Genomic DNA, 12758 nt, shown 5'->3' with positions numbered 1-12758 from the left:
TCCGGATGTGTCTAAAAACACCCTCACCGCCCCAAATGAGGCGGTGAACTTTACTCGTTTTACTTATTAATTACGAGCCTAAAAAAAACAGGTGTATCAAACAGATTGCAGGCGGGCGGGGTCGATATGGAACAGCGTAGAGAAGTTTTCCGTAGTGACGCGGGCCAGTTCTTCGATACTGACACCTTTAAGCACGGCCATGTACTCCGCAACGTCTCTCGTCATGGCCGGCTGGTTCTCTTTACCGCGATGCGGTACCGGTGCCAGATAAGGAGAGTCTGTTTCCACCAGGATGCGATCGAGCGGAACATAGCGTGCAGCATCACGAAGCTGCTCTGCGTTACGGAACGTCACGATCCCAGAAAACGAAATATAAAACCCTAAATCAAGCAGTTTACCCGCCGTTTCTCTGTCTTCTGTGAAACAGTGTAGTACGCCACCGCAATCCGTCACATTTTCTTCCCGTAGGATCGCCAGCGTATCGGCACGCGCATCGCGGGTATGAACAATGACCGGCTTGTTAAGCTCGCGGCCAATGCGGATATGATGGCGGAAGGACTCCTGCTGGCGCGGTTTGGTTTCCGGCGTGTAGAAATAGTCCAGCCCGGTTTCCCCCATTGCCACCACGCCCTCTTCCGCTGCCAGTCGGCGCAGGTCCTCAACGTCGTACGCCTCGTCCTGATTCAACGGGTGCACGCCGCAGGAGAACACCACGTTATCGCGAACGCCCACCAGCTCGCGCATCGTGCGATAGCCCGGCAGCGTCGTCGCCACCGCAAGGCAGAATTTCACATCGCGGGCAGCGGCTTTTGCCAGCACGTCATCCACGTTTTTATGCAGGGATTGATAATCCAGGCCATCAAGATGGCAGTGTGAGTCGACTAAAAACATAATGTCTCTCTCAGAGATGGGAAACAGGCGGCTTAACGCCTGGTTGCAGGTAGTGTTCAATACGCAGTAGCTGGTCGGTCAGTAAAAGCTCGCGATTAAGACCAGTCACGGTTAAAAGCTGTTCGCGGCTCTGGCAAATGTCATGAAGCATCGCGTGTAGAACCGCCCCTGAGAGGCGGTTCGCCAGCGTATTCACCAGTGGCCATACGTCCGGGTTAGTCAGCAGCGTTGCTCCTTGCTGGAGCTTGAGCGCATCCAACAGCAAAGAGGCCAGCCAGTGCAGACGCTCATCGGCCCGATCGCCGTTCAGTGCCGGCAGCAAACTTAGCCAGTCCTGGCTATTGAGTGAAGATTCGACGGCACGGCAGAGCGTTTCTCGCTGTGACCAGACGTCAGGTTGCAGTAGTGCCAGTGCCGCCGCGGGCGCACCGCTGCTCAGACGCAATGCGGACAGCGCACTTTCAGGTGACGTTGTCACCTCTCGCTCAAGCCAGCTCAGCGCCCACGATTCCTGAGGCACCGCTAGGTGATGAAGACGGCAGCGGCTGCGCAACGTTGCCAGTAATCGTCCCGGATCGCGGCAGGAGAGGAAAAACCACGTTTTTTCCGGCGGCTCTTCCAGGGTCTTAAGCAGAGCGTTAGCCGCCGCCTCGGTAAGCAGCGTGGCGTCTTTGAGCCAGACCACTTTAGCGCCGCCCAGGCGCGCGTGTTCGTACAATTTTTCACTGACTTCACGAACGGCATCAATACCGAGCGCGCTTTTGCCCTTCTCAGGCTCAAGCGTGTAGTAGTCAGGATGTGTGCCCGCCTGCATCAGCTGGCAGCCGCGGCATTTGCCGCAGCTTTTGTGCCCTTCGGGCTGCTGACACATCAGAAAACGGGTGATGGCATAAATCAATGCATCCTCACCCATCCCTGGCAATGCCTGAATCAGTAACGCATGATGCCCCCGCCCCGCCTGATAGCTGCCGATCAGCTGTTCAAAGTGCGGACGCAGCCATGGATACCATTTCATGCCTGTTGCTCCTGTACCCACTGCGTAACGGTCTGCTGAATGTCGCGCGTGACGTCTTCCAGGGATTTCGTCGCATCAATGGTGCGAATAGAACTGTCCTGTGCGGCCAGTTCAAGATAGCGCGCACGGGTGCGGTTAAAGAAATCAAAGGACTCTTGTTCAATACGGTCCAGTTCACCGCGCGCGCGGGCACGCCTGAGACCCACTTCCGGGGTAACATCCAGATAGAGGGTGAGGTCGGGGCGAAAATCACCCAATACGGCATTACGCAGCGTTGCCAGCATCGTCTGGTCAATGCCGCGTCCCCCGCCCTGATACGCCTGAGTAGACAGATCGTGACGGTCGCCGATAACCCATTTGCCGTCGGCCAGAGCGGGCTTGATCACCGTCTCAACCAGCTGTACGCGCGCCGCGTAGAACATCAGCACTTCCGCTTTGTCAGTGATAACTTCGTCGCCAACGGATTTAATATCCAGCACCAGGCTGCGCAGCTTCTCGGCCAGCTGTGTGCCGCCCGGCTCGCGGGTAAATACCATATCCCCCACGCCAAGCGCGTTGAGCGTATCCACCACCACGTTGCGGGCGGTGGTTTTACCCGCCCCTTCGAGTCCCTCAATGACAATGTATTTACTGCGCATTTTTTTCCTTAAGTGCCTTCAGATAGTCCTGAACAGAGCGATTGTGGCTGGCAAGGTTGGTGTTAAACGTATGCCCCCCTTTTCCATCAGCCACAAAATAGAGATACGGTGTTTTAGCCGGATGCGCGGCTGCTTTGAGCGAAGCCTCGCTCGGCGTGGCAATTGGGCCTGGCGGTAAACCGCTAATCACGTAGGTATTATACGCCGTTGGCGTCTCCAGATCTTTCCTGGAGATCTTGCCGACATAGCTTTCGCCCATGCCGTATATGACGGTAGGGTCGGTTTGCAGGCGCATGCCGATGCGCAGCCGGTTGATAAACACCGACGCCACGCGATCGCGCTCAGCGGCGACGGCCGTCTCTTTCTCAATGATTGAGGCCATCGTCACAAACTGGTTCCGATCGCTGTATGGCAGCCCTTCCATTCGCCCTTCCCAGGCGGAATCCACTGCGGCGACCATTTTTTTGTGCGCCCGCTTCAGAATCGCCACATCGGTCGTCCCTGCCGTGTACATCCAGGTATCTGGCCAGAACCAGCCTTCTACCCAGTCTGGATGTTCAAGCTTCAGCACCTCGGCTACCGTCTGATAGCGATCGTCTTTTAACGTGTGTTTGATATACGACGCGTCACGCAGTTGTTTGAGGTAATCGCTCAGGCGCATCCCTTCCACAAACCGCAGAGGGAACTGCGCTTCTTTGCCGCTTTCCAGCAGCTGCAGCATCTCTCTGACGGTCATTCCAGGCGTAAAGCGATAGGTACCGGCTTTGAAATGGGACAGCTCGGGTTCCACGCGCAAAAGCCACTGGAATACCCGGGGACGATTGATAATCTTGTCGCCATAGAGCTGTTCCCCAAGCGCCTGGCGGCCGGTTCCCGCTTTCAGGGTAAAGATCGTCTCGTCTTTAATCAGGAGCTTACTGTTCGCCAGCTGGCGAACTTTCCATACGCCTGCTCCGCCAGCGACGCCCAGCGCAACGATGAGGATAAGGACAAAGCGCAACATTTTTTTCATGACTATCTGGTTTGCTCACATATCGGGGCTAAAAACTGAAACAGCTCGCGCGAAGACCAGCGTTGTTGGCCATACGCACGGACGGGTACAACAGGCATCAGCGCGTTACAAATGACGACTTCATCTGCGGTCTGCAGCGCGGCTTCGCCTGCGCTTACTTCGACAACGCGAAAGCCAGAGCGTGCCAGCTGCTCCAGACAAAACTGACGCATTATCCCGTTAACGCCAGCCTGATCCAGCAACGGAGTGAACACCTCTCTCCCCTGCCGCCAGAGTAAATTAGCCGCACAGCATTCCGTAATGAACCCTTCGCTGTCAAGAACCAGCGCCTCATCGGCGTCCGTCTGTTCAAGATGAGTACGAATGAGCACCTGCTCCAGGCGATTGAGATGCTTAATGCCGGCCAGCATAGGGTTTCGTCCCAGACGGATCGGGCTCAGCGTGAGCGTAACACCCTCATCTCGCCAGCGAGAGTAATGCGCAGGACAGGCAGACACGGAGAGGATACGCGTTGGGCTAAGACACGATGCGGCGCTATAACCCCGCCCACCGCTGCCGCGGGTGATGATGACTTTGAGTACGCCGCTCTGCTTCCCGGATGCCAGCCTGCACATTTCCTGATGCAATGTGTCCCAGTGCGTAAATGGGATCATTAGCGTTTCACAGCCATGCCGCAGGCGTCGAATATGCGCCTCCAGCAGGCAGACATTGCCGTCCAGAATGCGCGCGGTCGTAAAGCACCCATCGCCGAACTGTATCGCCCTGTCGCTGGCAGGCAGCGCGTCCTGCTCAAGGCCATTGATTAAAAACATGGTGGCTCCTATGCGTAGGCGTTTAGTCTGGCAGGATGTCCTGCAGCCAACAAGAAGAGTAGACGTAATAAAAAAGGTCCGGCAAGCGGACCTTTCTTAAGTGCTATCGGGACTTCAGGATCAGATCTTTTTGAAGATCAGAGAACCATTCGTGCCGCCGAAGCCAAAGGAGTTACACAGGGTGTACTCCATACCGGTAACCTGGCGCGCTTCGTGAGGAACGAAGTCCAGATCGCAACCTTCATCCGGGTTATCCAGGTTGATGGTTGGCGGAACAGCCTGATCGCGCAACGCAAGGATAGAGTAGATAGATTCTACTGCACCCGCCGCACCCAGCAGATGACCGGTCATGGATTTCGTGGAGCTAACCATTACGCGGCTGGCAGACTCGCCGAAGATAGACTTAACTGCCTGAGCTTCTGCTTTATCGCCAGCTGGTGTAGAAGTACCGTGCGCGTTGACGTAGCCAATCTGAGCTGGGGTAATACCCGCATCACGGATTGCGTTTGCCATCGCCAGCGCAGCACCCGCGCCGTTCTCCGGAGGAGACGTCATGTGGTAAGCATCGCTGCTCATACCAAAGCCAACGACTTCAGCATAAATTTTCGCACCACGTTTTTTTGCGTGTTCGTACTCTTCCAGCACGATCATGCCCGCACCGTCGCCCAGCACGAAGCCATCACGATCTTTATCCCACGGACGGCTTGCCGCCTGAGGATTGTCGTTGCGGGTAGAGAGCGCACGAGCCGCGCCGAAACCACCGACACCCAGAGGGGTACTGGCTTTTTCTGCACCGCCCGCCACCATAGCATCTGCATCGCCGTACGCAATAATGCGCGCGGCCTGGCCGATGTTATGCACGCCAGACGTACAAGCGGTCGCGATAGAAATGCTTGGCCCACGCAGGCCGAACATGATGGTCAGGTGACCCGCCACCATGTTAACAATCGTGGACGGAACGAAGAACGGGCTGATCTTACGCGGGCCACCATTCATCAGGGATGTATGGTTTTCCTCGATCAGGCCAAGACCGCCAATCCCGGAGCCGATAGCGGCGCCGATACGGGATGCGTTCTCTTCCGTAATTTCAAGGCCAGAATCCTGCATGGCCTGAACGCCAGCGACAATTCCATATTGAATGAAGGCATCCATCTTGCGCTGTTCTTTGCGCGAGATGATCTCTTCACAGTTAAAATCCTTTACTAAGCCAGCAAATTTCGTTGCATAGGCGCTAGTATCGAAATGGTCGATTAGGCTGATGCCGCTCTGACCGGCAAGGAGAGCTTTCCAGGTGGACTCTACGGTATTGCCGACAGGAGACAACATGCCAAGTCCGGTCACAACTACACGACGCTTAGACACGTTTGTCCTCCAGGGAGGGATAAAAAAAGAGATTCGTGGGACTAAAAAAGATAAAACTCAGGCGGTCGAATGACCGCCTGGAGATGTTCACTTACGCCTGGTGACCGTTGATGTAATCAATGGCAGCCTGAACGGTGGTGATCTTCTCAGCTTCTTCGTCCGGAATCTCAGTATCAAACTCTTCTTCCAGAGCCATTACCAGCTCAACGGTGTCAAGAGAATCTGCGCCCAGGTCTTCAACGAAGGAAGCGGAGTTCACAACTTCTTCCTGCTTAACGCCCAGCTGTTCGCCGATAATTTTCTTAACGCGTTCTTCGATAGTGCTCATACTCTTAAATTTCCTATCAAAACTCGCTTTCGCGATGGTTTTCGTAGTGTATAAAATGTTGAAAAATTTGCAACTAAATCCCGGCAGTTCGTACCACGATTTTACGTTATTTTGAGGCCATTCGCCCTAATAACGCAAATATTTTTCATCGTGGTTAAACCATATACATCCCGCCGTTGACGTGGAGGGTCTCACCAGTGATGTAACCCGCTTCGTCAGAGGCTAAAAATGCAACCGCACTGGCAATTTCTTTCGGGTCGCCTAAGCGGCCCGCAGGAACAGCTGCCAGCGTACCCGCACGCTGATCATCAGTCAGCGCACGCGTCATGTCCGTTTCAATAAAGCCCGGAGCAACAACGTTTACAGTAATACCGCGGGACGCGACTTCACGCGCCAGCGACTTACTGAAACCAATCAGACCTGCTTTCGCCGCAGCGTAGTTAGCCTGACCAGCATTTCCCATGGTACCAACCACAGAACCGACAGTGATAATACGACCATGACGCTTTTTCATCATAGCGCGCATTACCGCTTTTGACAGACGGAATACAGATGACAGATTGGTTTCGATGATATCGTTCCACTCGTCGTCTTTCATTCGCATTAACAGGTTATCGCGAGTGATCCCGGCATTGTTTACCAGAATATCCACTTCACCAAACTCTGCGCGAATATTTTCCAGAACAGATTCGATAGATGCAGGTTCGGTCACATTCAGTACCAGACCTTTACCGTTTGCACCCAGATATTCGCTGATGGCCTGAGCGCCATTCTCGCTGGTTGCTGTACCAATCACCTTCGCGCCGCGCGCAACCAGTGTTTCAGCAATTGCACGCCCGATACCGCGGCTTGCGCCAGTCACCAGGGCAATTTTTCCTTCAAAACTCATGGTATTCCTCTTTTATTGCGAGAGTGCCGCTGACATCGCTTCCGGCTCGTTAATCGCCGAGGCTGTCAGGGTGTCAACAATACGTTTTGTCAGACCGGTGAGGACTTTCCCTGGGCCGACTTCATACAGATGCTCAACGCCCTCCGCTGCCATAAACTCAACGGTTTTGGTCCACTGTACCGGGCTGTAGAGCTGGCGAACCAGCGCGTCACGGATAGCTTCCGGCGTGGTTTCGCATTTCACATCGACGTTGTTCACAACGGAAATCGTCGGGGCGTTAAACGTAATTTTTTCCAGCTCAACCGCCAGTTTCTCGGCAGCAGGCTTCATCAGCGCACAGTGAGACGGCACGCTGACAGGCAGTGGCAGCGCACGTTTAGCACCCGCGGCTTTACAGGCAGCACCGGCACGTTCAACCGCTTCTTTATGGCCGGCGATAACCACCTGGCCCGGCGAGTTAAAGTTCACCGGAGAAACAACCTGACCTTCAGCGGATTCTTCACACGCTTTTGCAATCGCGGCGTCATCCAGACCGATGATCGCAGACATGCCACCCGTACCTTCCGGCACCGCTTCCTGCATGAATTTTCCGCGCAGCTCTACCAGACGTACCGCGTCAGCAAACGCGATCACACCGGCACAGACCAGCGCAGAGTATTCACCCAGGCTATGGCCCGCGAGCAGCGCTGGCGCTTTACCGCCCTGCTGCTGCCAGACACGCCACAGCGCAACGGACGCAGTCAGCAGCGCTGGCTGGGTCTGCCAGGTTTTGTTCAGTTCTTCGGCCGGACCCTGCTGGGTCAGCGCCCATAAATCATAACCCAGTGCATCGGAAGCTTCACGGAAAGTCTCTTCAATGACCGGATAGTTTGCTGCCATTTCAGACAACATCCCAACGGTTTGAGAACCCTGACCCGGGAACACAAAAGCAAATTGCGTCATTTTTTATTCCTTATCCTAGAAACGAACCAGCGCGGAACCCCAGGTGAACCCGCCACCGAAGGCTTCAAGCAAGACCAGCTGGCCCCGTTTGATTCGCCCGTCGCGTACCGCTTCATCAAATGCGCACGGTACTGACGCCGCAGAGGTGTTGCCGTGGCGATCCAGCGTCACCACAACGTTATCCATCGACATGCCCAGCTTTTTAGCGGTCGCGCTGATGATACGCAGGTTCGCCTGATGCGGCACCAGCCAGTCGAGTGCGGTGCGTTCAAGGTTATTGGCTTCCAACGTCTCATCGACAATGTGCGCAAGCTCAGTCACCGCCACCTTGAATACTTCATTACCTGCCATGGTGAGGTAAATGGAGTTATCAGGATTAACGCGATCGGCGTTAGGCAGCGTCAGCAGCTCACCGTAGCTTCCATCGGCATGCAAATGCGTGGAGATGATACCCGGCTCTTCAGACTGCCCCAGCAGCACTGCACCCGCACCATCACCAAAAATAATGATCGTTCCGCGATCGGTCGGATCGCAGGTACGCGCCAGCACGTCAGCACCGATCACCAGCGCATATTTGACGGCACCGGATTTAACATACTGATCGGCAACGCTCAGTGCATAGGTGAAACCTGCACACGCGGCAGCGACGTCAAACGCCGGACAGCCCTTAATGCCGAGCATGTTTTGCACCTGGCACGCCGCGCTTGGGAAAGCGTGCGTGGCAGACGTCGTGGCGACCACGATCAAACCAATCTGTTCTTTATCAATGCCCGCCATGTCGATAGCACGCAGTGCGGCTTCGTAACCCATGGTCGACACGGTTTCGTCTGGCGCGGCAATACGACGTTCACGGATACCTGTGCGCGTGACAATCCACTCGTCAGACGTATCTACCATTTTTTCCAGATCGGCGTTGGTACGCACTTGTTTTGGCAGGTAGCTGCCGGTACCTATAATCTTCGTATACATGTACGCTCAGTCACTTTTAGCTAATACAGATTCCAGGCGAGCGGCAATCCGCTGAGGGACTTGTCGCTGCACCGCCTGCACTGCCTGTTCAATCGCGACAGCAAATGCTCGCTGATTGGCAGCACCATGACTCTTAATCACGATGCCGCGCAATCCTAACAGACAGGCGCCATTATACTGGTCGGGGTTGAGGTGACTGAATCGCCGCGTCAGGCTTTTTTGTAACCAACGCTTTAATAAAATCAGCCACCAGGCGCTTTTTTTACCCTCTCCCTGCGATTTCAGCAGAGAAAGAAACATGCGCACAACCCCTTCCATGGTCTTCAACGTCACGTTTCCGGTGAAGCCATCGCACACCAGAACATCCGTTTTACCCGTCAACAACTCATTGGCTTCGAGATAACCAATATAGTTGATGGAGGGAACCTGTTTGAGCAATTCAGCGGCTTCGCGAATGCTGTCCAGGCCTTTGGTCTCTTCTTCACCAATGTTCAGTAACGCAACACGGGGATTGTTGATCCCGACCACTTCTTCCGCCAGCACCGATCCCATCACGGCAAACTGAGCCAGCATTGTACTATCACAATCGACGTTAGCGCCCAAATCGAGCACCACCGTCTTACCCTTTTGTTGGTGCGGTAACACCGTCACCAGCGCCGGGCGCTCAATACCGTCAATCGGCTTGAGCAACAATTTCGACAGCCCCATCAGCGCGCCGGTATTTCCCGCACTGACGCAGGCCTGAGCGCGCCCTTCTTTCACCAGCTCCAGCGCTATTCGCATAGAACTGTCGCGGCTATTTCGAATAGCCTGCGAGGGCCGGGCATCACTGGCAATAACTGACTGCGCAGGAATAATCTGCAGACGTGAACGTTGTTCAAAGTCAGCTTTTGCAAGTAATGGCGTGATTGTGTCGGGATTGCCGACTAATAGAAGAGTGAGTTGCGAATTAGAATTCAGTGCCTGCAATGCTGCAGGCACTGTCACGGAAGGGCCGAAATCTCCCCCCATGACATCTAACGCCAGGGTTAGACGTGTCAAGGTATCGTCGCAGCCTGGTTCGGTAAATTCCCCGTTTGCACGGGGAAATCCTCACTAAGCCTAATCACGCTGACGCGTGATTACTTAGTGATAACCTTGCGGCCGCGGTAGAAACCGTCAGCGGTGATGTGGTGACGCAGGTGTTTCTCACCAGAAGTCTTGTCTACAGACAGGCTGGTAACTGCAGTCAGCGCGTCATGGGAACGACGCATGCCACGTTTGGAACGGGTTGGTTTATTCTGTTGTACGGCCATGGACCTTACTCCTCAATTACTTACGCTTTAAGCTGGCTAATACGGCAAATGGGTTTGGTTTTTGCGCTTCATCAGGCAGTTCCCCAAAGACCATGTCCGCCTCGGACACTTCACAGTGTTCAGAATCATGCACCGGAACGACTGGCAAGGTGAGGATGATTTCATCTTCAACCAGAGCCAGAAGATCGATTTCACCGAATTCGTTAACCTCAATCGGCTCATACGCTTCCGGGAGTGCTTCAGCCTGTTCGTCAGAACGAACCGGACTGAAACAATACGTTGTGTGAACATGCTGTACAAACGGTTTCCCGCAACGCTGACACTCGAGCGTTACCGTCACCTTTGCATCACCGGTTAAAACGGCGAGACGCTGGTTGTCGATAGCGAACGACATGGAGCATTCTACATCACTGTCCACACTGACTACGGATTCGGCAATACGCTCAGCCTGATCGGAAGTATAGATACCTTCGTAATCGAGGCGTTTTTGAGCCGTACGAACCGGATCAAGAGTCAGGGGTAATTTTACCTTTTGCATAGGGCGCGCATATTAACTTTGTAACGTCATAGAGTCAAAGAAAAAGGCAACCTGAGCTGCCTTTTGCCAATTATTCGCACACATTGCGGCCTGTAGTTTAAAATGGCTGGCATCGATACGCTATATCTGGTGATAAAAATATGCCAAATCTCGTTCTCGCCTCCACGTCCCCCTACCGCCGAATGCTGCTGGAAAAACTCGGGATCCCGTTTGAATGTGCCGCGCCAGAGGTTGATGAGACGCCACAACCGGGCGAGTCACCGCGTCATCTGGTGACGCGTCTTGCTAAAGAGAAAGCACAATCGCTGGCAGCACGCTACCCTTCGCATTTGATTATAGGCTCCGATCAGGTTTGTGTACTGGATGGAGAAATCACCGGCAAACCCCATACGGAAGAGAACGCCTGCCAGCAGCTTTTGCGTGCCCGAGGCAGTATCGTCACCTTTTATACGGGTCTGGCGCTCTATAACTCCGCTTCTGGCCACCTGCAAACGGAATGCGAACCCTTCGACGTCCACTTCCGCCATCTCAGTGAGCAAGAGATTGTGGATTACGTGCGCCGTGAGCGTCCGCTGAACTGCGCGGGGAGCTTTAAAAGTGAAGGCCTGGGGATTGCGCTGTTTGACAAGCTGGACGGGCGAGACCCGAACACGCTGGTGGGACTGCCGCTGATTGCGCTGTGCCAGATGTTAAGGCGAGAAGAGTGTAATCCGTTGACGGTGTGAGCTTTGCGGCCTGATGCCCTCACCCCGACCCTCTCCCACCCGGAGAGGGTGCAAACATTTAAAACGGCAACTTCGTTGCCGTTTTACTTTTACCTTAGCCGCGCAGAACCTTAAGACAGCGTTTCAACTGCTCGTCGAGCGGCGCTTCAATACGGATGATTTCACCCGTATTAGGATGGGTGAACTTCAGCGCTGCCGCATGCAGGAAGAGACGAGACAGCCCGGTGCCCGCCAGCTGCTTATCAAATTCCCTGTCGCCATAGCGGTCATCAAACGCGATAGGATGCCCTGCAAACTGCGTATGCACGCGGATCTGGTGGGTTCGGCCGGTAACTGGACTGCAGCGCACCAGCGTGGCAAATTCATACCGCTCTTCGACTTTAAAGCGCGTTTCGGACGGTTTCCCTTCCTGATTGACGCGCACAATGCGCTCGCCGCTTTGCAGAATATTTTTCAACAGCGGTGCCTGCACCACCTTGACGTGAGACTGCCACTGTCCGCGAACCAGCGCCAGATAATCCTTCTGCATTCCTTTTTCGCGAAGCTGCTCGTGCAAGGAACGCAGTGCAGAACGTTTTTTCGCCACCAGCAGCACGCCGGAGGTGTCACGGTCCAGACGGTGCACCAGCTCCAGGAAGCGGGCTTCCGGGCGCAGCGCACGCAGCCCTTCAATCACGCCAAAGCTCAGACCGCTGCCGCCGTGTACGGCTGTACCTGACGGCTTATTCAGCACAAGGATATAGTCATCCTCATAAAGGATGACGTCACTCAGCGCGGCCACTTTTTGCAGCTTAGGGGAAACCACTTCTTCTTCACGTTCAGCCACGCGCACCGGTGGAATACGCACTTCGTCACCGGCTTCGAGCTTATACTCAGGCTTGACGCGTTTTTTGTTCACCCGCACCTCGCCCTTACGCAAGATGCGATAAATCATGCTCTTTGGCACACCCTTCAGTTGGGTGCGCAAGAAGTTATCGATGCGTTGCCCCGCGTAGTCATCCGCGATAGCAACCATTTTTACGGCTGGAGTCTCTGTTTTCATGGTTGGCGATTCTAAATATCGTCAGCCATTAGCGCCACTCATTTTTCTATGCTTATATTTACTTTTATCCGGCCTGTCCCCCGTTTCGCGCAATCGATTTGGTGGTTATTAAACCAATCACCACCTTGAAGTGAAGAAACTGTGAGTAACCGGGTGATAATTGGTAAAAGTCATCTTGCTATAACCCGGCGAGCAGTGGAATAATGAAGCCGTTTTCCGTGTTTAATCCAGGTTTTGTAAGGATGTTGACGGAATGACCAATTTTGTCTGACCGATCATCCACGCAGCAATGGCGTAAGA

At 54.3% G+C, this 12758-nt stretch carries 15 protein-coding genes; 1 reads left to right on the top strand and 14 read right to left on the bottom strand.

Features of this window, described 5'->3' with window-relative positions:
* Nucleotides 1-96 precede the first annotated feature (96 nt).
* The 13 genes from ACWHWP_RS08760 to yceD all read right to left on the bottom strand — a co-directional run bounded on the left by ACWHWP_RS08760 (nucleotide 97) and on the right by yceD (nucleotide 10691).
* Nucleotides 97-891 (bottom strand): metal-dependent hydrolase, encoded by a 795-nt coding sequence (locus ACWHWP_RS08760; protein ID WP_045284990.1) that lies wholly within the window; start codon nucleotides 889-891, stop codon nucleotides 97-99.
* A 10-nt stretch (nucleotides 892-901) separates the two neighbouring features.
* Nucleotides 902-1906 (bottom strand): DNA polymerase III subunit delta', encoded by a 1005-nt coding sequence (gene holB / locus ACWHWP_RS08755; RefSeq protein ID WP_063955816.1) that lies wholly within the window; start codon nucleotides 1904-1906, stop codon nucleotides 902-904.
* Nucleotides 1903-2544, bottom strand: coding sequence for a dTMP kinase (tmk, locus tag ACWHWP_RS08750; protein WP_447855414.1), 642 nt, complete (start codon nucleotides 2542-2544; stop codon nucleotides 1903-1905). The genes holB and tmk overlap by 4 nt, the downstream gene beginning before the upstream one ends.
* Nucleotides 2534-3556 carry a cell division protein YceG gene (gene yceG, locus ACWHWP_RS08745; protein ID WP_447855413.1) on the bottom strand — a complete coding sequence of 341 codons (1023 nt, stop codon included), beginning with the start codon at nucleotides 3554-3556 and terminating at the stop codon, nucleotides 2534-2536. Before yceG ends, tmk begins: the two co-directional genes overlap by 11 nt.
* A 2-nt stretch (nucleotides 3557-3558) precedes the next feature.
* Complete coding sequence (gene pabC, locus ACWHWP_RS08740) at nucleotides 3559-4368, bottom strand: aminodeoxychorismate lyase (protein WP_447855412.1); 810 nt, start codon at nucleotides 4366-4368, stop codon at nucleotides 3559-3561.
* A gap of 120 nt (nucleotides 4369-4488) precedes the next feature.
* A complete protein-coding gene (gene fabF, locus ACWHWP_RS08735) occupies nucleotides 4489-5730 on the bottom strand; it encodes a beta-ketoacyl-ACP synthase II (RefSeq protein WP_447855411.1) in 1242 nt (413 codons plus the stop codon).
* 91 nt (nucleotides 5731-5821) lie between these two features.
* The gene (acpP, locus tag ACWHWP_RS08730; RefSeq protein ID WP_003857954.1) at nucleotides 5822-6058 is read right to left on the bottom strand and encodes an acyl carrier protein; all 237 of its coding nucleotides are present in this window, start codon (nucleotides 6056-6058) and stop codon (nucleotides 5822-5824) included.
* Nucleotides 6059-6212: 154 nt separating this feature from the next.
* Nucleotides 6213-6947 carry a 3-oxoacyl-ACP reductase FabG gene (gene fabG, locus ACWHWP_RS08725; RefSeq protein ID WP_010429699.1) on the bottom strand — a complete coding sequence of 245 codons (735 nt, stop codon included), beginning with the start codon at nucleotides 6945-6947 and terminating at the stop codon, nucleotides 6213-6215.
* Nucleotides 6948-6959: 12 nt separating this feature from the next.
* Complete coding sequence (gene fabD / locus ACWHWP_RS08720; protein WP_059311028.1) at nucleotides 6960-7889, bottom strand: ACP S-malonyltransferase; 930 nt, start codon at nucleotides 7887-7889, stop codon at nucleotides 6960-6962.
* Between the two features lie 15 nt (nucleotides 7890-7904).
* Complete coding sequence (locus tag ACWHWP_RS08715) at nucleotides 7905-8858, bottom strand: beta-ketoacyl-ACP synthase III (RefSeq protein WP_047348994.1); 954 nt, start codon at nucleotides 8856-8858, stop codon at nucleotides 7905-7907.
* A gap of 6 nt (nucleotides 8859-8864) precedes the next feature.
* Nucleotides 8865-9899 carry a phosphate acyltransferase PlsX gene (gene plsX, locus ACWHWP_RS08710; protein ID WP_059311029.1) on the bottom strand — a complete coding sequence of 345 codons (1035 nt, stop codon included), beginning with the start codon at nucleotides 9897-9899 and terminating at the stop codon, nucleotides 8865-8867.
* A gap of 80 nt (nucleotides 9900-9979) precedes the next feature.
* The gene (gene rpmF / locus ACWHWP_RS08705) at nucleotides 9980-10153 is read right to left on the bottom strand and encodes a 50S ribosomal protein L32 (protein WP_003857964.1); all 174 of its coding nucleotides are present in this window, start codon (nucleotides 10151-10153) and stop codon (nucleotides 9980-9982) included.
* A gap of 16 nt (nucleotides 10154-10169) precedes the next feature.
* Nucleotides 10170-10691 (bottom strand): 23S rRNA accumulation protein YceD, encoded by a 522-nt coding sequence (gene yceD / locus ACWHWP_RS08700; RefSeq protein ID WP_014883375.1) that lies wholly within the window; start codon nucleotides 10689-10691, stop codon nucleotides 10170-10172.
* Between the two features lie 140 nt (nucleotides 10692-10831).
* On the opposite strand from yceD, the gene ACWHWP_RS08695 reads away from it, so the two are divergent.
* Nucleotides 10832-11416: a Maf family protein gene (locus ACWHWP_RS08695; RefSeq protein ID WP_063430786.1), complete on the top strand. Its 585-nt coding sequence runs from the start codon at nucleotides 10832-10834 to the stop codon at nucleotides 11414-11416.
* Nucleotides 11417-11510: 94 nt separating this feature from the next.
* On the opposite strand, the gene rluC is transcribed toward ACWHWP_RS08695, so the two are convergent.
* Nucleotides 11511-12458: a 23S rRNA pseudouridine(955/2504/2580) synthase RluC gene (rluC, locus tag ACWHWP_RS08690; protein WP_059311031.1), complete on the bottom strand. Its 948-nt coding sequence runs from the start codon at nucleotides 12456-12458 to the stop codon at nucleotides 11511-11513.
* Nucleotides 12459-12758: the final 300 nt, after the last annotated feature.

This window comes from Enterobacter sp. WI-ESBL-E8 (genome assembly GCF_053364895.1).
This window is presented reverse-complemented; position numbering and strand designations above follow the sequence as displayed.